Genomic DNA, 18,529 nt, shown 5'->3' on the forward strand with positions numbered 1-18,529 from the left:
GGTGACCCAGGCGCCCGAGACACCCAGCACGTACGACGCGAGCAACATCCAGGTCCTGGAGGGGCTCGAGGCGGTCCGCAAGCGACCGGGCATGTACATCGGCTCCACGGGTGAGCGCGGTCTGCACCACCTCGTGTACGAGGTCGTCGACAACTCCGTCGACGAGGCCCTCGCCGGTTACGCCACCGAGATCCTGGTGGTCCTGCAGGCCGACGGCGGCGTCAAGGTCGTCGATGACGGCCGTGGCATCCCCGTCGACGAGCACCCCGAGGAGAAGATCCCCGCGGTCACCCTGGTGCTCACCTCGCTGCACGCCGGCGGCAAGTTCGGCGGCGGCGGCTACAAGGTCTCCGGTGGTCTGCACGGCGTCGGCGTCTCGGTCGTGAACGCCCTGTCGTCCAAGCTGTACGTCGAGGTCAAGCGCGACGGCCACCGCTGGACGCAGTCCTTCACGTACGGCGTCCCGGACGGGCCGCTCGTGCGCGAGGAGGAGACCGACGAGACGGGCACCACCACCACCTTCTACGCCTCGGACACCATCTTCGAGACCACGACCTACGACTACGAGACCCTCAAGACGCGCTTCCGCGAGATGGCGTTCTTGAACAAGGGCCTGCAGTTGACGCTGCGCGACGAGCGCCACCTCGAGGACGATGCCGAGACGGGCGTCATCGACGACGTCGAGCGCGAGGTCACCTTCCGCTACGACGGCGGCCTGGTCGACTACGTGAACTACATCAACGTCGGCAGCAAGGCCCCGATCCACCGCGACGTCATCAGCCTCGAGCGCGATGACGAGGCCAACGGCCTGTCGCTCGAGCTGGCGATGCAGTGGAACGACAGCTTCAGCGAGTCGGTGCACACGTTCGCCAACACGATCAACACCCACGAGGGCGGCACGCACGAGGAGGGCTTCCGCGCGGCGCTGACCACCACGGTCAACCGCTTCGCCGAGACCAACAACCTCATCAAGCGCAAGGAAGACCGCCTCACCGGCGACGACATCCGCGAGGGCCTGACCGCGATCATCTCGATCAAGCTGGCCGAGCCGCAGTTCGAGGGCCAGACGAAGACCAAGCTCGGCAACACCGAGGCCAAGGGCTTCGTCCAGCAGGTCCTCAACGACGAGCTGGGTGCCTGGTTCGAGCGCAACCCCGCCGAGGGCAAGACGATCGTCCGCAAGTCGATCGACGCCGCCGCGGCGCGCGTCGCCGCCCGCAAGGCCCGCGACCTGGCCCGCAACCGCAAGGGCTTCGGCTCCGGCGGCGGCCTGCCCGGCAAGCTGATCGACTGCTCCAGCCGCAACCCGGAGGAGTGCGAGATCTTCGTGGTCGAGGGCAACTCGGCCGGCGGCTCGGCGCGCAACGGACGCAACCCCGCGACGCAGGCGATCCTGCCGTTGCGCGGCAAGATCCTCAACGTCGAGAAGGCCCGGATCGACAAGATCCTGCAGAACGCCGAGGTCCAGGCGATCATCAGCGCGCTCGGCACCGGCGTCCACGAGGACTTCGACATCGCCAAGCTGCGCTATCACAAGATCGTGCTGATGGCCGACGCCGACGTCGACGGCCAGCACATCACCACCTTGCTGCTGACGCTGCTGTTCCGGTTCATGAAGCCGCTCATCGACGCCGGTCACGTGTACCTGGCGCAGCCGCCGCTGTACAAGATCAAGTGGACCAACCACCATCACGAGCTGGCCTACTCCGACTCCGAGCGCGACGCCGTCATGGCGGCCGGCCTCGACGCCGGCTACCGGCTGCCCAACACGGCCCCGGTCCAGCGCTACAAGGGCCTCGGCGAGATGAACGCCAGCGAGCTGTGGGAGACCACGATGGACCCCGACGGCCGACTGCTGCGCCAGGTCACGCTGGCCGACGCGGCCGCCGCCGACGAGATCTTCACCATCCTCATGGGCGAGGACGTCGATCAGCGGCGCTCGTTCATCCAGCGGAACGCCAAGGACGTCCGCTTCCTCGACATCTGACCCCATGGACCACCGGTGGTCCGGCAGCACGGTGAGCACAGCGAGCCGCAGTAGCCAGGCCACGGAACGAAGGACACAGAAGTGACCGACTCCCCGATCGAAACCGACCGCACCGAACCGGTCGAGCTGCAGGACGAGATGCAGCGGTCGTACATCGACTACGCGATGAGCGTCATCGTCTCTCGCGCGCTGCCCGACGTGCGCGACGGCCTCAAGCCGGTGCACCGCCGCGTCCTGTACGCGATGTACGACGGTGGCTACCGCCCCGACCGCGGTTTCAACAAGTGCAGCCGCATCGTCGGTGACGTCATGGGTCAGTACCACCCGCACGGCGACTCGGCGATCTACGACACCCTCGTGCGTCTCGCGCAGCCGTGGGTGATGCGGGCGCCGATGATCAGCGGCCAGGGCAACTTCGGCTCGCCGGGCGACGATCCCGCGGCCGCCATGCGGTACACCGAGTGCAAGCTCGCGCCGATCGCCATGGAGATGGTCAAGGACATCGACGAGGAGACCGTCGACTTCAAGGCCAACTACGACGGCCGCTCGCAGGAGCCGACCGTCCTGCCGGCGCGCATCCCGAACCTGCTGGTCAACGGCTCGGCCGGCATCGCGGTCGGCATGGCCACGAACATCCCGCCGCACAACCTGCGCGAGGTCGCCGAGGGCGTCCAGTGGGCGCTCGAGCACCCCGAGGCCTCCCGCGAGGAGCTCCTCGAGGCCCTGCTGGAGCGCATCAAGGGCCCCGACTTCCCGACTGACGGCCTGATCGTCGGCACCAGCGGCATCGAGGACATGTACCGCACGGGCCGCGGCTCGGTCCCGATGCGCGCCGTGGTCAGCATCGAGGAGGACACCAAGGGACGGATGCAGCTCGTCGTCACCGAGCTGCCCTACCAGGTGAACCCGGACGGCCTGATGCGCAAGATCGCCGACCTCGCCCAGAGCGGCCGGGTCCAGGGCATCAGCGACCTGCGCGACGAGTCCAGCGATCGCGCCGGCCGCCGCATCGTCATCGAGATCCGCCGCGACGCCGTGGCGCGGGTCGTGCTGAACAACCTCTACAAGCACACCGACCTGCAGACGAACTTCAGCGCGAACATGCTGGCGATCGTCGACGACGTGCCGCGCACGTTGACCCTCGACGGGTTCATCTCGCACTGGATCACTCACCAGATCAGCGTCATCCGGCGCCGCACCGAGTACCGCCTGCGCAAGGCCGAGGAGCGCGCCCACATCCTGCGCGGCCTGGTCAAGGCCCTCGACCTGCTCGATGACGTCATCGCGCTGATCCGGCGCAGCCCCACCGTCGACGAGGCGCGCCAGGGTCTGATGGAGCTGCTCGACATCGACGAGCTCCAGGCCACCGCCATCCTCGACATGCAGCTGCGTCGTCTGGCCGCCCTCGAGCGCCAGAAGATCATCGACGACCTCGCCGCCATCGAGCAGGAGATCGCCGCCTACAAGCTGATCCTGGCCAGCGAGGCCCGCCAGCGCGAGATCGTCGGCGAGGAGCTGGCCGTCATCGTCGACAAGTACGGCGACGACCGACGCACCAAGATCATCGCCGCCGACGGCGACCTGTCCGACGAGGACCTCATCCCCGACGAGGACCTGGTCGTCACGATCACCAAGGGCGGCTACGCCAAGCGCACCAAGACCGATCTGTACCGGGTCCAGAACCGTGGCGGCAAGGGCGTGCGCGGTGCCTCGCTGCGCGGCGAGGACGTCGTCGAGCACGTGTTCTCCACGACGGCCCACCACTGGATCCTGTTCTTCACCACGGCCGGCCGGGTCTACCGTGCCAAGGCGTACCACCTGCCCGAGGGCGGCCGTGACGCCCGCGGCGGCCACGTCGCCGGCCTGCTGGCGTTCCAGCCGGACGAGGAGATCGCCCAGGTCCTGGCCATCCGCGACTACGAGCAGGCGCCGTACCTGGTGCTCGCCACCAAGCGCGGTCTGGTCAAGAAGACCCGCCTCACGGACTACAACAGCCCGCGCCAGGCCGGCGTCATCGCGATCAACTTCCGCGACGAGGACGACGAGCTGGTCGGTGCCGAGCTGGTCTCGCCCGAGGACGACATCCTGCTGATCAGCCGCAAGGCGCAGTCGATCCGCTTCCGGGCCGACGACGAGCAGTTGCGTCCGATGGGCCGCGCGACGTCCGGCGTCACGGGCATGAAGTTCCGCGACGACGACTCGCTGCTGTCGATGACCGTCATCAAGGCGGGTGCCGACGAGGAGGGCAAGGACGACGAGAGCCAGCAGCTCTACGTCTTCACCGTCACCGACGGCGGCTTCGCCAAGAAGACGCGCATCGACGAGTACCGCGTCCAGGGACGTGGCGGTCTGGGCATCAAGGCCATGCAGATCACCGAGTCCCGTGGGGAGCTGGTGGGTGGATTGGTCCTGCGTGACGACGATGACGTCATCAGCGTGACCGAGCACGGCCAGATCACGCGAAGCCTCGTGTCCGGTGTTCCTGTGAAGGGACGTGGCACGATGGGAGTGAGTTTCGTGAAGTTCAAGGGGAACGATCGGGTCGTGACCATCGCGCGCAACACCGATCTGACCGTCGAGGACGCCGCGGAGCCGGCCGAGGAGTCGAACACGAGTGGGGACGACAGTGACTGACCAGAAGCCCGGCGACGGCCAGCAGAACGGCACGCCACAGAACGGCACTCAGCCGAACGGTGCGAAGTCCAACGGTGTGCAGCCCAAGGCCAAGTCGAACGGCACGGGTCCGACGGTCTCGGCACGCCGTCCACTGAGCAAGGCCGAGTACGCCCGCACGACGAAGGCGGCCCCCGACGCCACGGCGGTGATCCCGGCGGTCCGTGACGACCAGCCGGCCCCCGGTGACGCCAAGGCGCCGCCGACCGGAGACGACCGTCCCACGCAGACGTTCAAGGCCGTCCCGCGTGAGGCGCCGGAGAAGAAGCCGGCGCCCAAGCCGCAGCAGAAGGCGGACCAGTCCGCCCCGAAGCAGCAGCCGAAGGCCCAGCCGACCGAGTCCAAGAAGCCGGCCGGCCCCGTCGCGGCCGCCGCGGCCGCCGGTGCCGCAGCTGCGGCCGCGAGCGCGCCCACCGCGCCCGCGCCGAAGGCCCCGGCTCCCGTGGTCCCCCGCCCGGGCGAGCCGAAGCCCGCTCCGGTGACGAAGACGGCGCCGGCCGCGCCGAGCAAGCCTGCTGCCAAGAGCGCTCCGAGCAAGTCCTCGACCACGTCGACGGCCCCGGCCGCGGAGTCGGCCACGACCCGCTCGGCCCAGCTCAAGGTCAAGCACGTCGACCCCTGGAGCGTCACCAAGATGGCGTTCGTCGTCTCGGTGTCCCTGATGGTCGTCAGCGTCGTCGCGGTGACGGTGTTCTGGCTCGTCATGCAGATCACCGGCGTGTGGGGCTCGCTGAACGACAGCGTCTCCAACGTGCTCGCCGACGACGCCTCGGGCTTCGACGTCACCGACTACCTCGGCTTCGGCCGGGTCGTGGGCCTGACGCTGCTGGTCTCGAGCCTCAACGTGATCTTCATGTCCGCCCTGGCCACGATCGCTGCTCACCTGTACAACCTCGCCGCCGGGATTCTCGGCGGAATCGAGGTCACGTTCGGCGAACGCCGCTGACCACGGCGACCGATCGGGTCCGCGAGCGCAGCACGCGCGGACCCGATTGGAAGTCCCCCAGGGGCTTGCGGTAATCTCTTCTATTGCTGCCCGGGGCCTATAGCTCAGCTCGGTTAGAGCGCTTCCCTGATAAGGAAGAGGTCGATGGTTCAAGTCCATCTAGGCCCACCCGAAGGAGGATCGACATGAAGAAGCTTCTCACCCTCGCGGCCGCGGTCGCCGGGGCCGTCTGGTTCTCCCGCCGCCGCAAGTCCGCCGCACAGCCCGATCCGTGGGCCGCGCACAGCGATACGGTCTGATCACTCCCACCGGGGGCCTTGGCGCAATTGGTAGCGCACCTGCTTTGCAAGCAGGGGGTTAGGGGTTCGAGTCCCCTAGGCTCCACCATTAGATCGCAGGCGAGCGTGCGGTCCGGTGGATGTCCGGGTCAGGATCCGACGGCGTCATCCGTAAGAGGTTGACCGGTCCTATCGCGGTCCTACTTGGCCTGGTCTCGGATCCACAGGTCACGAGGGGCAATCCACTGGTGAGCCGTCCGCGAGATCTCCTTTCTCCCTAGGCTAGGGCGGTCCGGGAATCCCTCAGGCCTTCAACTTCCTTACCGCCTCGAGGATGGCCCGCAACCCCTCGAGTGTCACAGTCGAGCCACCCTTTGATGGGGTGAGCCGACTGTCGAAAAGTCGGGCGTTGTAGGGCAGGTCCGCCGCCGTGACGATTCGCTGAGCCAACTGGGGCATGGTGCCGTTGGGGTCGATCCCGAACTTGAGGCATAGGCCCACGAATAACGACTTGTACACGGATGATCCCACGCCAGCACCTGGGTCAGGAATTCCTGCGACTTCTGCGATCGAGCTGATCAAATCTTCTTTACGCACGCGTTGATGCTAGGCCTTCAACCATTTCACTCGTTGCGAAATGAACTGATCGACGGCCCCCGCATCGTGGGTTTGAGCTTGCGTGGCGGCATCTAGTCTCTCGCTGAGTTGGCATGGGCCAAACCGCGGTAGACGGCGTGGTGGACGTGTTCGAGCACAGCGGAGCAACCACGACTACTCGTGCTCGACGTCTCACGGCGCCTTGGAGTAAGCAGCCGAACGAAAGGACGTGCGGCGCCACGTTCGCTCTGCCACGCGCAGATCAGACCGTGCGCGCCCGAGGTCCATGTGGAACTTGTCAGCCCGAGCAGCGCCGGATCCACCCGACTCCTTCGGCGCCTGGCGGCCCTGAGGCTTCACCGCGAGATGTCCAGCCGAGATCGCGGCGTTGAGAGCTGGGAGGTCGGCAATCCAGAAGGCTTCTATCGCGAGGGGGATGAAGGCGCTCTTCCGAGGGCGCGACTTGCCTGAATTCGATGGTGCGACCTTCCCGCCCTGAACCGCCTTGAACGCGCGATGCCACGAGACGAAGGAGCCGTCGTCGTCCATCACGCCTTGGCCAGACAGGACCAGGAAACCGAGCCCTTGGTCAGCGACACACTCCCGGATAGCCGCCGCGTCGTTGAGGATGACCTGATCGCGACGCCGCTTGAGTGACCCATCCATTGGATGCCTCTGCTCGCTGGTGTGAGCCTTCAGGTCCCACACGTGGTTGAGCCTGTAGTCGAAGGTCGTGTTCCCGTAACGGGACCTCGGTGGCACGGCCGCAGGTGTGAAAGCAGCGTTGAGGATCTCCCGTCCTCGTGCCTCGAAGTACCAGCCCTGCCACTCGTTCTCGTTGTATCCGCGGACGTTCGAATCACGCATCCACTCGATGCACTTGACGCCGTCCCAGGGTTCCGAGCGCCAGCCATCGTTGAGTGCCGCCGCGAGAGCGGCGCCCTCACTCTCGGGTGAGATCAAGACATCGCCTGTATTGCTCCCCAGGCGCCCGAGTCGGCGTTCCGCTCCGGCGAGAATCGTATTGAGGCCCTTGAGTGAGATCGTCTCGCCAGTGGAGTAGCAGTCGTCCGTCCAGCGAGCGCCGAAGGCGTGTGCGAGGTCGCGACCCAGGCGGGTCTTGCTCGTCCGGTCAAGGGCGGCGTCCGGAAGCACACGATCTGCAAGGTTCACCAGTACGGACTTGTGCTCCTTGCTGCCCGGACCAAGCCACTCCGAGGGTGCACCGGTCAGAGCCGCGATCCGGGTTACGGCCTCGATCTTGGAGACGGCCGGTTGGAAAGACTCCCATCCGGGCCCGTCGAGTGTCTCTGGAATCATGTCTCGTAGACGACTGAGCGATCCGCGGTCGTAGGCGCGGTAGGCGCCATCCAAAAGCGCATTCAGACCGGCGAGATTGACCTTGTTCCGCTCGGTGAACTCGCCGCGATCCCACATCAGGTCGAGGGCGCCAGCGAGCCTCTCGCCCAGGACTGCATTCGTGCGAACAACGTCGACGTCGAGGTGGAGCGCATCTCGGAGAGCCACGAGCGCGCGCTTCTCGCCTCTGGACTGCACTGGAGCGCCGGTCAGAGCATAGATGCGAGCGATGGCCTCGGCCGTTGTTTCGGCAGGGATGAACGGCAGCGGATCTTGGATGCTTCTGTTCACGCGAGAACTAAATCACCCGCGTCGATGCGCCGTCCGGCAGACCGTCCGATCAGTGCAAGGCGGCTGGTGCTGGGCCAGGATCTCGCTGGATCGGCTGGGCGCGCCAGCCACTGCCTCGACGATACGGGCCCCAGCCACTCCGTTGCCACTCAGGAGGGCGCGATCCCGCTCGACGTGACGTCGGAAGACGTGCCAGACGGCACCGACGTTTACACCGTTGCCCATCTGCCTGTACGTCGCCGAGTCGGGCTGGTCGGGGAAGATGAACGTGTCGGGCAATCCCTGCAGGCGCGCGGTCTCTCGCGGCGAGATACGACGTTCTCGACTTCCGATGATCGACGTCTGCGTGATGGCGACCAGTGCGGGCAGGTAGTTGGGCTTCTTCGCTCGCAGTCCTGAGGGACGCATATGCATCACGGTGTCCCACAGAGACTTGGAGTCCTGCGCCTGCCATTCAAGCTTGCGCCGTGATGGCGGAAAGACCTCGCTGTAGAGCCTCCACTGATGGGCCCAGGGGATGATGTCGGCGAAGTGGCGGGCGAAGAGGTCGTAGTTTTTCCGAAGGTGGCTCTGCTTCCACGCCGGCAGGGACGAGTCGACGGTCGGCATCGTCACCGCAGCCGGAATCGTGATGGACTTCGCCGACCAGCTGATCCGGCTCATCTCCGGGAAATCGAGCCAGGCGTCCGCCCAGATAGGGAAGCCCGGCAGGGGACGTCCTCCCATGAGCGGCCGCATGATCTGGACGAACTCGTCCCATGCACTGATCCAGTGCGTCTCGGCATCCGTTAGTTCACAGCCCGGGACGTTGTGCGTGTCGTCGAGGAGATCCTCGATGTGCCAGTCGCGCTTGGGGTCGAAGTCACCGAACTTGTCAGCCATCGTCGCCGCGGGAAGAGGGCCGCCGAACTCGACGTCCTTCGCCACCTGGTCGGGGGCGTAGGTCGCGGTGATGAAGACCCGCTCTCGGACCTGCGGCGCTCCTCCGAGCTCTGGCGGCAGAAGGTGAGGAGAGAACACAGTGGGCACGTCGGAGACGTGGTAGCCGAGCTCACGCAACGTCTCGATGATGACGGCGTACTCGTGCTCGTGACGCGGGCCGATGAGGTTGCGGACGTTCTCGAGCATCACCACGCTGGGGCGGTGGGCCTTGATGATCGAGGCGATGTTGAAGAACAGGGTCCCGCGCGTCTCGTCCATGCCGCGCTGCGCGCCGGACTTCGAGAACGGCTGGCACGGAAATCCCGCGCACAACACATCATGCGGGGGCACGTTCATGACTCCCAGATCGTCGTCAGCGTCCTCCGTGATGTCCCCGAGGGCGGGGTGGCCCCAATTCGCCTCGTAGACGCGCGCAGCCTGCTTGTCGATCTCCACGGCGTAGACGCACTCGCCGCCAAGAGCCTTCATGGCGGCGTGGAAGCCACCGATGCCCGCGAAAAGGTCGATGAAAGTGAAGGCAGGAGAGCTCGAACGCACGTTCGTCAGCTTAGCACCAGGACACCCACAAGAACGCGAGGCCAGAGGCATGTCTGAGGATGTGCGCGTCACTCGCGAAGCCTGCGCACGGCGCCGGTGATCTGTGACGCGACTGCGGCGGGATCCTCATGCTCCCAGAATCTGAGGACAGTCCATCCGAGCGATTGAAGTTGTTCGTTCGTGTCCCTGTCGCGAGCGACATTTCCCGCGAGCTTTGTCGACCAGTAGTCGGCGTTGGTGCGGGCCTGGGTCCCGTGCTCGGGGCACGCGTGCCAGTAGCAGCCGTCGATGAAGACAGCGACGCGCTGCGTGGGAAAGACGATGTCGGCCGTCCGCCGCAGCGTCGACTCGGGACGCCGGTTGACGCGGTAGCGCAGGCCATGGGCGTGCAGGATCCGCCGCACGGCCAGTTCGGGCGAGGTGTCACGGCCCTTGTTGGCTCGCATGACCTTGCGTGATGCCGGACTGGACGCCCAACTCTCGTACGCCGGCATGGTTCCATCCTTGATCAGTCCGGACGCCCACGCCAGTGCGCTGACGTCTTGGGATCCCTTGGACCCATCCTCGAGGAGTCTTCCCGGGTCTGGACACCGCGTCCGCCCGTGCACTACATATGAGCCACTCGCCGTGATGCCTCGCGGGGAGACACGCGCCCCGTACGACGGCGACGCGTGGTCGTGGGTGACGACGCAGGAGATCGAGATGACACCACGCCGTAAAGCGCTCCTGCCCGTCCTGTTGGTGTTGGTGGCCGCCCCGTTCCTCGGAGGCATCGGGATAGCCGAGTTGACACTCTGGCTGGTGCTCTTGGCCGGGTGGCTGTGGGCGTTCATCGCGTGGGGACGCGCGGGCTCACAGGAACCTAAGGGCGACGTGTCCCGCTCACGTCACTGAGTCCCCTCGCGAATCTCCCAACGAGCGCCCCCGGTTCTCCTGCGGTACCAAGGGTGGAGGGCTCGGCGCTCCAGTGTCGACCGACGCAGCCGCGCCCGTGGAGGAGAAAACCCATGGACAACATCGACACCTGGGTCTGGGTACTGATCGCCGTCGTGGCGGTGTTGCTGGTCGCCGCCCTCGTCTGGGCCCTCACCAAGGGCCGTCAGGCGAAGGAGCAGCGCCGGCTCGAGAAGGAGCGCGAGAACCGCGAGGAGGCCGCACGCCTGCGCGACGAGGCCCATGAAGCCACGGTCACCGCTCGCCAGACGGAGGCCGAGGCCGCCGCTGCCCGCGCGGACGCCGAGCAGGCCCGGCTGGACGCCGAGCGGCTCGAGCAGCGAGCCGGCAAGCTCGAGGGCGAGGCCACCGAGGTCAAGCAGCACGCCGAGCACCACTCGACGCAGGCCGACAAGATCGACCCGGACGTCACGACCGACAAGCACGGCAACGTGACCGAGACGTACGAGACGCGCGAGACGACGACGGCCGCCGACCCCGCGGTCGCCGGTGGCGAGTACCGCGAGACGCGCACGGACGTCACGCGCGACGAGGTCCTGCCGCCCGATCCGGGCCAGGGCCCCGACGCGACGCGTCGCTGACCGACCGATCCACGACCTCTCGGGTGATCCGCCAGCCAGGCGGGTCACCCGATGTCGTCGTGCCGGCTTCAGCAGGCCCATTGCGCGGGTGTCACCTCGAGACCGTCGTAGCGCGGCGCGGTGATCATCAGCGACGTCCCCTCGTCGAGTCCGGGCGGGAGGGCGACCTCGACCACACGCGCGGCGCCGAAGCGACGCTCCGATCGCGAGCCCGGTCGTCCGGGGTCACCCACGACACGGTGACCTCCCCCGGTTCCTTCACGGCTGGGGACGAACCTGTGGACAGACGACGGCGTTGTCCCCAGGTGTGCACAGAGGTGTGGACAAACTACACGCATGTAGTTTCCTGTCATTTCACCGCAGAACGGCCGCCGCGCCCGGCCCGTGCACGACCGGCTCAGTAGGATGGCCGAATGCCGTTGACCGCCCCCGATGTCCTGCGCGCGGCAGGTGTCATCAGCCTCGTCGCGGCGACGATCGAGGGCGGGTGGCTCGGCTTCGCCCTGTTCTTCCTCGTCCTCGGAGCGCTGTTCGTTCCGCGGGCGATCGGCTCGTCACCGTGGCTCGACCTGGCGTACTGCGGCACCCTGCTGCTCGGCGGCTGGGCGGCCCAGCTCGACTGGTACGTGGCCATCCCGGCCCTGGACCTCGTGGTCCATGCGACCGCCACCGGGCTCATCGCCGTCATCACCTGGCAGGTGCTCGTGCGCGCCGACGCGCTGCCCCGGCACCGCGATCCCCGGATCGGCCGTCCCGCGCTCGGCGCCTTCGTCACGACCGCCACGGCCGCCGTCACCCTGGCCGTGCTCTGGGAGTTCGGCGAGTGGCTGGGTCACACGTACCTCGACGAGCGCATCCAGGTCGGCTACGACGACACGATCGGCGACCTGGCCGCCGGAGCCCTCGGAGCGGTGGTCGCCGCGCTCATCGTCAGCTGCACCGACATGGCGGAGCCGCAGTGACCCGTCCTCGCATCTCCGTCGTGATCCCGGTCCACGACGACGCCGTCGAGCTCGGCGCCTGCCTGCGCCTGCTGGCCCGCCAGACCGTGGCGCCCGACGAGGTCGTCGTGGTCGACAACGCCAGCACCGACGCCTCGGCCGAGGTGGCGCGCACGTACGGAGCACGTGTCGTGACCGAGCCCCGGCTCGGCATCCCCGTCGCCGCGGCGTGCGGCTACGATGCCGCGACCGGCGACGTCATCGCCCGCCTCGACGCCGACTCGCGCCCCGAACCCGACTGGGTCGCCCAGATCGCGCGAGCCATGTCCGACCCCAGGGTCGACGCCGTCACGGGCCCCGGCCGGTTCCACGACCTGCCCGCCGTCCTGCGACCTCCCGCCGCACTCGTCTACCTGGGTGCCTACTTCGTGCTGACCTACCTCGCGCTGGCGCACGTGCCCCTGTGGGGCTCGAGCATGGCGGTGCGACGCACCAGCTGGCAGCGGGTCCGCGACGAGGTGCACCGGCTCGACGACGTCCACGACGACATGGACCTGTCCTTCGTCCTCGGACCGGAGTCGGTGATCCGCTACGACCGCGGCCTGCGCGTCGGGGTGTCGGCCCGGTCCCTGCGCGGCTGGCCGCAGTTGCGGCGCCGGATGGGGCGGGCCGTCACGACGCTGCGGCTGAACTGGGCCGTCCGTCCCCCGTGGACGCGTTGGCAGGACCGGATCCGGCGGATCAGCGCAGGCTGATCCAGATCAGCAGCTGGGTCACCAGGAAGCCGGTGAGGAAGTTGAGCCACAGGAACCTGCGCCAGCCCGCATTCGCCTGCTCGCACGTCTCGTCGGTGACCGACAGGAACGGAGCGATGTTCGCGGCGTACGGCAGCACCAGCAGCGCGGCCAGGGTCGCGGGCCACGGCAGCGCCAGCAGGCACACCCCCGCCAGCAGGTAGGCCGCCAGCGCGAACCACGTGGTGTTGCGGGCGCCCAGCACCGTGCCGATCGAGCCGATGTCCGCCGCGCGATCGGCCGTGACGTCCTGCACGGCGCCGAAGGCGTGGGATCCGACGCCCCAGAGGAAGAAGCCGGCGAGCGCGGCCACGACCGTGACACCGAGTTCGACCTCGTGACCGCGGGCATCGGCCAGGGCCAGCCCGAACACCGCCGGGCTGACGAAGTGGGTGCTGGAGGTGATCGAGTCCAGGAAGGGCCGCTCCTTGAAGCGCAGGACCGGCGCCGAGTACGCCACCACGGCGAAGATGCTGATCGCGAGGACGAGATTGGACGCGACCGATCCGACGGCGGCGAACAGCACGACGAACGGCACGTTCGAGACCACCGCGGCCCAGATGGTCAGCCGGTGGACGCGGCGGTCCAGGACGACACCTTCGACGCCGCCCTTGCGCGGGTTGCGCAGGTCGGACTCGTAGTCGAAGACGTCGTTGATCCCGTACATGAGCAGGTTGTAGGGGATCAGGAACCACAGGCAGCCCAGCCAGAACAGGGCGTCGGGCCCGCCCCCGGCCAGCAGGTAGGCCGCACCGAACGGGAACGCCGTGTTGACCCAGGACAGCGGACGGGACGAGGCCAGCACCTGTCCCAGAGGGCTCACGCCCGTGCCTCGTCGCGGTCGAGCAGCAGTGTCAGCGCCGACACGAGGACGGTCGCCGCGATCGGCCACGCGAAGTCCTCGATCGGGGCGAGTCCCACGTGGATGCCGATGAGGGACGACTCGTCGAAACGGAACAGGTCCGCAGCGATCATGATGCTGTCGAAGACGGCGGTCAGCACGCACAGGGCCAGGGCGGTCAGGCCGGTCGCGGCCCACCAGCGCCGATCCGGACGACGGACGAACACCGCGACGGCCAGGACAGGCAGGGTCACCGCGACGAAGACGGTCGCCAGTTGCAGGTAGGTCATCGGCGCACCGACTCGCGCTGGCGCAGCAGGAGACCGAACAGTCCGTGGAGGACTCCGGTGACGTAACAGAGGAAGACGATGAAGAACAGCTCCTCCAGCGGGAGGTGCGGGGCGAGCTCGATGCCGGTCATCGCGGGCGACTCGCCCCTGCCGTAGACGCCGATCTCGAGGGCCACGAGGTCCCAGAGGAGGAAGAAGACGAAGCCGGAGGCCAGGACGGCGAGCGCGACGCGCGGGATGCGGAACGCGAAGAGCCGCCACCGGTGGTCGACCAGACCCATGCAGAAGCCCGCACCGATCACCGAGGCGAGGTAGAGCCAGCTCACGCGACCACCGTAGTGCCGATTCCGGGTTCGGGTGAGGGTCCGGCGGACCGGTCGCCGCGCAGGCGCTTGAGCACCAGCTCGGCACTGATCAGGCACATCGGCAGACCGATGCCCGGGATCGTGCTGGATCCGGCGTACAGCAGCCCGTCGACTCGACGCGAGGCGTTGTTCGCGCGCAGGAAGGCGCTCTGGCGCAGCACGTGGGCCGGGCCGAGCGCGCCGCCGGACCAGGCGTTGAGATCGTCGGCGAAGTCCCGGGGCCCGACCGTGCGGCGGACGACGACACGCTCGGCGAGGTCCGGCACGCCGGCCCACTGGGCGATCTGGCCGATCGCCGCGTCCGCGACCTTCTCGACCGCGGGGTCGCCGGCGCCGTCGATCCCACCGCGCCCGAGCCGGACGTCGGCGGGCACGGGCACCAGGACGAACACGTTCTCATCGCCCGCGGGAGCCACGGAGGGGTCGGTGGCCGAGGGCCGGCAGACGTAGGAGGACGCCGGGTCGGGGACGCGGCCGGGACGGCCGAGCACGTCGTCGAAGTTCCGGTCCCAGTCGCTGGTGAAGAACATCGAGTGGTGCGCCAGTTCGGGCAGGCGACCCTGCACTCCGAGGTAGGCCAGGACGGCACCCGGTCCGGGATCGCGACGTTGCCACCACGACTCGGGGTACGTGCGCAGGTGCTCGGGCAGCAGCCGGGTCTCGAGGTGGTGCAGGTCGTTGGCGCCGACGACGACGTCGGCGGGTACCTGCTCGATGCCGTCGGACGTCCGTACGGTGACGCCGGTGACGCGGGCCCGCCGCCGCGACGGACGCCGCCGGTCGCCGCGCTCGGTGTCGATGCCGACGACCGTCGCGCCGGTGTGGATGCGGACCCCGTGCGAGGCGGCCAGGGCCGCGATCGCGTCGATGACGGTCGAGAAGCCGCCCTGGGGATAGCGGACCCCGTCGGCGAGGTCCATCCAACTCATGAGGTGGTACATGCTCGGCGTCCGCGAGGGCGAGGAGCCAAGGAAGACGGCCGGGTACCCCAGCACCTGCCGCAGGCGCGGATCGGCGAACCGCGACCCGACGAACGACTCCAGGGAGCGGCCCAGCAGCTCGGCGAGGCGCGGCAGGCGTCGCACCACGTCCGGGTGCGCGAGGTTCGTCGGCCGGTCGAAGCTCGTGTAGAGGAAGTGGTCGATCGCCATCTGGTGCGTGTCGCTGCCCGAGTCGAGGTACTCCTCGAGCCGGGCGCCCGCCCCGGGCTCGAGCGACTCGAACAGGGCGACGTTCTCGGCGCGGGTGGCGCGCACGTCGACGGGCTGGTCACTGCCCTCGAAGAAGACCCGGTAGCCGGGGTCGAGCCGGACGAGGTCGAGCTGCTCGGCCGACGTCGTGCCCAGCAGGCGGAAGAAGTGGTCGAAGACCTCGGGCATCAGGTACCAGGACGGCCCGGTGTCGAACCGGAAGCCGCCACTGCTCCAACTGCCGGCGCGGCCCCCGAGCTCGGTCCGCTGCTCGAACAGGTCCACGGACCACCCGTCGGCGGCCAGCAGTGCGGCGGTGGCCAGGCCCGAGATGCCGCCGCCGATGACCGAGACGCGGCTCATCCGGCGCCCACCATCACCGCTCGCGCCACGATGCGCGCCTTCACCGGTCCGGGGACGCGGATGCGCTCGGTCCGGATGCGCTCGGGCGATGCGGCTCGCAGCCGGTGGGACAGCTCGGCGAAGAGCGCGTGGGCCGCCGAGACGGCACGACGACTGCCGACGGGAAGAGCCGGGATGACCGCGGCCGCCGCCCCCAGGTCGGCGTCGATGTCGTCGAGGAACCGGTCGCGCGCGGCCTCGTCGAAGCGGTCGGGGTCCAGGCCCGGGAAGTAGCTGCGTCCCAGCTGGTCGCGGTCGGCGGCGAGGTCGCGCAGGAAGTTGACCTTCTGGAACGCGGCGCCCAGCCGCCGGGCGCCCGGAGCGAGGGCGGCGTACTCGCGGTCGGCCTCGGGGCGCCCGGCGAGGAAGGCTCGCAGGCACATCAGGCCGACGACCTCGGCCGACCCGTAGACGTACGCCGCGAAGCTGGCCTCGTCGTGCTCCACGCGGAAGAGGTCGGTGCGCATCGAGGCGAAGAAGGGATCGACCAGATCGGTACCGATGCCGCACGACCGCGCGGTGCGGGCGAAGGCGTGCACCACGAGGTTCGCGCTGTGCCCCGTGCGCAGCGACTCGTGGACCTCGGCCTGCAGCGCGTCGATCAGCCGCAGCTGGTCGGCCGGCTCGCCGAGGGGGCGCGGCGCGTCGACGATCTCGTCGGCGACCCGGACCAGCGCGTAGATGTTGCGCACGCGGGTGCGCACGGGCCCGTTCAGCAGGCGCGAGGCCATGCCGAACGAGGTCGAGTACCGCTTGATGACCAGCGCGGCGCTCTTCTCGGCGACCTCGTCGTACAGCTCGTACCCGGTCGTGGGCTGCTGGTCGCGGTCGTGGGTCCAGGGTGCGTTCATGCGGCACCGGCACGCGGGGACGGGACGTCGCTCCACGCATGGGTCAGGAGCGGCTCGAACAGGGCCGCGTCGAGTCCGAGCGAGCGGGACTGCTCGCGGGCGATCTCGATGTGTTGGTCGGCCAGCTCCTCGATGTGTCCGCGCGAACCGCAGGACTCCAGCAGCTCGCGCACGGTGGCCGCGGTGGTCTCGGTCAGGTGTGGGTCGCCCAGGTGCGGGGCGATCCGCGGCCACGAGGAGGTCTGCGAGGCGTGCACCATCAACGGGGTGCGCTTGCCCTCGCGCAGGTCCCCCAGCCGGTCTTTTCCGGTCTCGACCGGGTCGCCGAAGATCGCGCGGACGTCGTCGCGCAGTTGGAAGGCGATGCCGAGGCTGCGACCGATCTCGCCGAGTGCCGCGACGTCGTCGTCGGTGGCTCCGGCCAGCACGGCCCCGGCCTGCATCGGCAGCACGAACGAGTAGGCGGCCGTCTTGTGCTCGGCGACGGCGAGGGCCTCCTGGGCATCGGGCATCCGCGGACTGAGCGCCAGCCGGACGTCGGCCAGCTCGCCGGCCGCCGACGCGTGCAGCGTGTCGTCCAGCAGGTCGAGGAGTCGGCCGGTCGTGAGCGCGTCGGCACCGCACGTCGCGACCGCGCGGATCGCCGCCGCCAGGGCGAGGTCGCCGGCCAGGATCGCGCCGGCGCGGGTGTAGGTGTCCTGGTCGTCGGGCGCGGTGTCGAGCGCGATCGCGTCGGCGCGGAACCAACCCGGGACGCTGGGCCGCCCACGGCGGGTGTCGTCGTTGTCGATCACGTCGTCGTGGACCACGAAGGCGGTGTGCAACAGCTCGGTGGCGGCGGCGGCCCGGTCGACCACGGACTCGGGCTGGGTGCCCGCGAACGCGGTGTGCACGCTCGTCACGAGCCAGGGCCGGAAGCGCTTGCCTCCCGAGGTACCGACCTCGACGGCGGCCATCAGGGCGCCGTGGTCGCGGCTCAGGTCGGGGACCTGGGCCGGACTCACCAGGTCGTCGAGCTCGTCCTGCAGGCTCATGGTGCGGTCTCCGTCCCGACCGGGCGCAGCAGGTGCCACGCGTCGGACTCGTCGAGCGCGCGGGTCTGGGCGACGAGCCACGGGCTGACCGCCCACGGGGCGACGCGGATCGTGTCGCGCAGGTCATCGACGGTGATCCACGCCAGCTCGGCGACCTCGTCGGGATGCGGCGTGACGGCGCCGTCGGCGCGGGCGACGAAGACGGGGCAGAACTCGTTCTCGACCACTCCGGCCGCATCGACGGCACGGTAGGAGAACTCCGGCAGGACCGGGCGGATGTCGTGGGTGTCCACACCGAGCTCGCTGCGTCCATGGCGGCGCACAGCGTCCAGGAGCGACTCCTGTGGGCGCGGGTGGCCGCAGAAGGAGTTGGTCCACACGCCCGGCCAGGACCGCTTGGTCAAGGACCGGCGGGTCACCAGCAACCGGTCGTCGGCGTCGAAGAGGTAGCAGGAGAAGGCCAGGTGCAACGGCGTGTAGTGGCTGTGGACGGCCGATCGGGAGGCCGTGCCGCGGGGCTGGTGGTCGTCATCGAGGAGCACGACGAGGTCCCGCGGGTCGCCCGGGGGCAACCGGTCGGGCTCGCGGCTCGCCGAGTTCTGGTGCAGCACGGTCTCCATGGGCGCCTCCTCGACGACCCTTGCAGATTATTGCTAAGCAATCTAGATATCAAGTT

Annotated in this window: 18 protein-coding genes and 2 tRNA genes; 8 read left to right on the plus strand and 12 right to left on the minus strand. The window is 68.7% G+C overall.

The window, feature by feature from the left end; translation table 11 throughout:
- Nucleotide 1 precedes the first annotated feature (1 nt).
- The 5 genes from gyrB to GL325_RS11655 all read left to right on the plus strand — a co-directional run bounded on the left by gyrB (nucleotide 2) and on the right by GL325_RS11655 (nucleotide 5,993).
- Nucleotides 2-1,987 carry a DNA topoisomerase (ATP-hydrolyzing) subunit B gene (gene gyrB, locus GL325_RS11635; RefSeq protein WP_187411630.1) on the plus strand — a complete coding sequence of 662 codons (1,986 nt, stop codon included), beginning with the start codon at nucleotides 2-4 and terminating at the stop codon, nucleotides 1,985-1,987.
- 138 nt (nucleotides 1,988-2,125) lie between these two features.
- Nucleotides 2,126-4,621, plus strand: a complete 2,496-nt coding sequence (gyrA, locus tag GL325_RS11640) for a DNA gyrase subunit A (protein ID WP_230081716.1) — start codon at nucleotides 2,126-2,128, stop codon at nucleotides 4,619-4,621.
- Entirely contained in the window at nucleotides 4,614-5,606 is a 993-nt protein-coding gene (locus GL325_RS11645; RefSeq protein ID WP_255956131.1) for a DUF3566 domain-containing protein, read from the plus strand. The genes gyrA and GL325_RS11645 overlap by 8 nt, the downstream gene beginning before the upstream one ends.
- 93 nt (nucleotides 5,607-5,699) lie before the next feature.
- Nucleotides 5,700-5,774, plus strand: a tRNA-Ile gene (locus tag GL325_RS11650).
- 143 nt (nucleotides 5,775-5,917) lie between these two features.
- Nucleotides 5,918-5,993: transfer RNA gene (locus GL325_RS11655), tRNA-Ala, on the plus strand.
- Between the two features lie 194 nt (nucleotides 5,994-6,187).
- On the opposite strand, the gene GL325_RS11660 is transcribed toward GL325_RS11655, so the two are convergent.
- From GL325_RS11660 to GL325_RS11675, 4 genes are all read right to left on the minus strand, one after another.
- Nucleotides 6,188-6,481 carry a hypothetical protein gene (locus tag GL325_RS11660; RefSeq protein ID WP_187769671.1) on the minus strand — a complete coding sequence of 98 codons (294 nt, stop codon included), beginning with the start codon at nucleotides 6,479-6,481 and terminating at the stop codon, nucleotides 6,188-6,190.
- Nucleotides 6,482-6,673: 192 nt separating this feature from the next.
- Complete coding sequence (locus tag GL325_RS11665; RefSeq protein WP_187769672.1) at nucleotides 6,674-8,131, minus strand: hypothetical protein; 1,458 nt, start codon at nucleotides 8,129-8,131, stop codon at nucleotides 6,674-6,676.
- A 12-nt stretch (nucleotides 8,132-8,143) separates the two neighbouring features.
- Nucleotides 8,144-9,682 (minus strand): DNA cytosine methyltransferase, encoded by a 1,539-nt coding sequence (locus GL325_RS11670; RefSeq protein ID WP_255956133.1) that lies wholly within the window; start codon nucleotides 9,680-9,682, stop codon nucleotides 8,144-8,146.
- Nucleotides 9,679-10,104, minus strand: coding sequence for a very short patch repair endonuclease (locus tag GL325_RS11675; protein ID WP_187769673.1), 426 nt, complete (start codon nucleotides 10,102-10,104; stop codon nucleotides 9,679-9,681). Before GL325_RS11675 ends, GL325_RS11670 begins: the two co-directional genes overlap by 4 nt.
- A 513-nt stretch (nucleotides 10,105-10,617) precedes the next feature.
- On the opposite strand from GL325_RS11675, the gene GL325_RS11680 reads away from it, so the two are divergent.
- On the plus strand, nucleotides 10,618-11,145 hold the full coding sequence (locus tag GL325_RS11680; protein WP_154597263.1) for a hypothetical protein: 528 nt from the start codon (nucleotides 10,618-10,620) through the stop codon (nucleotides 11,143-11,145).
- Between the two features lie 68 nt (nucleotides 11,146-11,213).
- On the opposite strand, the gene GL325_RS11685 is transcribed toward GL325_RS11680, so the two are convergent.
- Nucleotides 11,214-11,378 carry a hypothetical protein gene (locus tag GL325_RS11685; RefSeq protein ID WP_187769674.1) on the minus strand — a complete coding sequence of 55 codons (165 nt, stop codon included), beginning with the start codon at nucleotides 11,376-11,378 and terminating at the stop codon, nucleotides 11,214-11,216.
- A gap of 180 nt (nucleotides 11,379-11,558) precedes the next feature.
- On the opposite strand from GL325_RS11685, the gene GL325_RS11690 reads away from it, so the two are divergent.
- Together GL325_RS11690 and GL325_RS11695 are read left to right on the plus strand one after the other, a co-directional pair.
- The gene (locus tag GL325_RS11690) at nucleotides 11,559-12,107 is read left to right on the plus strand and encodes a hypothetical protein (protein ID WP_154597262.1); all 549 of its coding nucleotides are present in this window, start codon (nucleotides 11,559-11,561) and stop codon (nucleotides 12,105-12,107) included.
- Nucleotides 12,104-12,841, plus strand: a complete 738-nt coding sequence (locus GL325_RS11695) for a glycosyltransferase family 2 protein (protein ID WP_223111254.1) — start codon at nucleotides 12,104-12,106, stop codon at nucleotides 12,839-12,841. Before GL325_RS11690 ends, GL325_RS11695 begins: the two co-directional genes overlap by 4 nt.
- Here the strand turns inward: GL325_RS11695 and GL325_RS11700 are convergent.
- From GL325_RS11700 to idi, 7 genes are read right to left on the minus strand one after another with little or no spacing between them, the layout of a single operon-like run.
- Nucleotides 12,828-13,703, minus strand: coding sequence for a prenyltransferase (locus tag GL325_RS11700; protein WP_187769675.1), 876 nt, complete (start codon nucleotides 13,701-13,703; stop codon nucleotides 12,828-12,830). The two genes, GL325_RS11695 and GL325_RS11700, sit on opposite strands and share 14 nt — an antisense overlap.
- Complete coding sequence (locus tag GL325_RS11705) at nucleotides 13,700-14,011, minus strand: lycopene cyclase domain-containing protein (RefSeq protein WP_187769676.1); 312 nt, start codon at nucleotides 14,009-14,011, stop codon at nucleotides 13,700-13,702. Before GL325_RS11705 ends, GL325_RS11700 begins: the two co-directional genes overlap by 4 nt.
- Complete coding sequence (locus GL325_RS11710) at nucleotides 14,008-14,337, minus strand: lycopene cyclase domain-containing protein (RefSeq protein ID WP_187769677.1); 330 nt, start codon at nucleotides 14,335-14,337, stop codon at nucleotides 14,008-14,010. Before GL325_RS11710 ends, GL325_RS11705 begins: the two co-directional genes overlap by 4 nt.
- A complete protein-coding gene (gene crtI, locus GL325_RS11715) occupies nucleotides 14,334-15,929 on the minus strand; it encodes a phytoene desaturase family protein (RefSeq protein WP_187769678.1) in 1,596 nt (531 codons plus the stop codon). Before crtI ends, GL325_RS11710 begins: the two co-directional genes overlap by 4 nt.
- Nucleotides 15,926-16,819, minus strand: a complete 894-nt coding sequence (locus tag GL325_RS11720; RefSeq protein ID WP_187769679.1) for a squalene/phytoene synthase family protein — start codon at nucleotides 16,817-16,819, stop codon at nucleotides 15,926-15,928. Before GL325_RS11720 ends, crtI begins: the two co-directional genes overlap by 4 nt.
- The gene (locus GL325_RS11725; RefSeq protein ID WP_187769680.1) at nucleotides 16,816-17,853 is read right to left on the minus strand and encodes a polyprenyl synthetase family protein; all 1,038 of its coding nucleotides are present in this window, start codon (nucleotides 17,851-17,853) and stop codon (nucleotides 16,816-16,818) included. The genes GL325_RS11720 and GL325_RS11725 overlap by 4 nt, the downstream gene beginning before the upstream one ends.
- A complete protein-coding gene (gene idi, locus GL325_RS11730) occupies nucleotides 17,850-18,473 on the minus strand; it encodes an isopentenyl-diphosphate Delta-isomerase (protein WP_187769681.1) in 624 nt (207 codons plus the stop codon). Before idi ends, GL325_RS11725 begins: the two co-directional genes overlap by 4 nt.
- Between the last annotated feature and the right edge of the window lie 56 nt (nucleotides 18,474-18,529).

Source organism: Aeromicrobium sp. 636, from assembly GCF_024433585.1.
Taxonomy (GTDB): Bacteria; Actinomycetota; Actinomycetes; order Propionibacteriales; family Nocardioidaceae; genus Aeromicrobium; species Aeromicrobium senzhongii.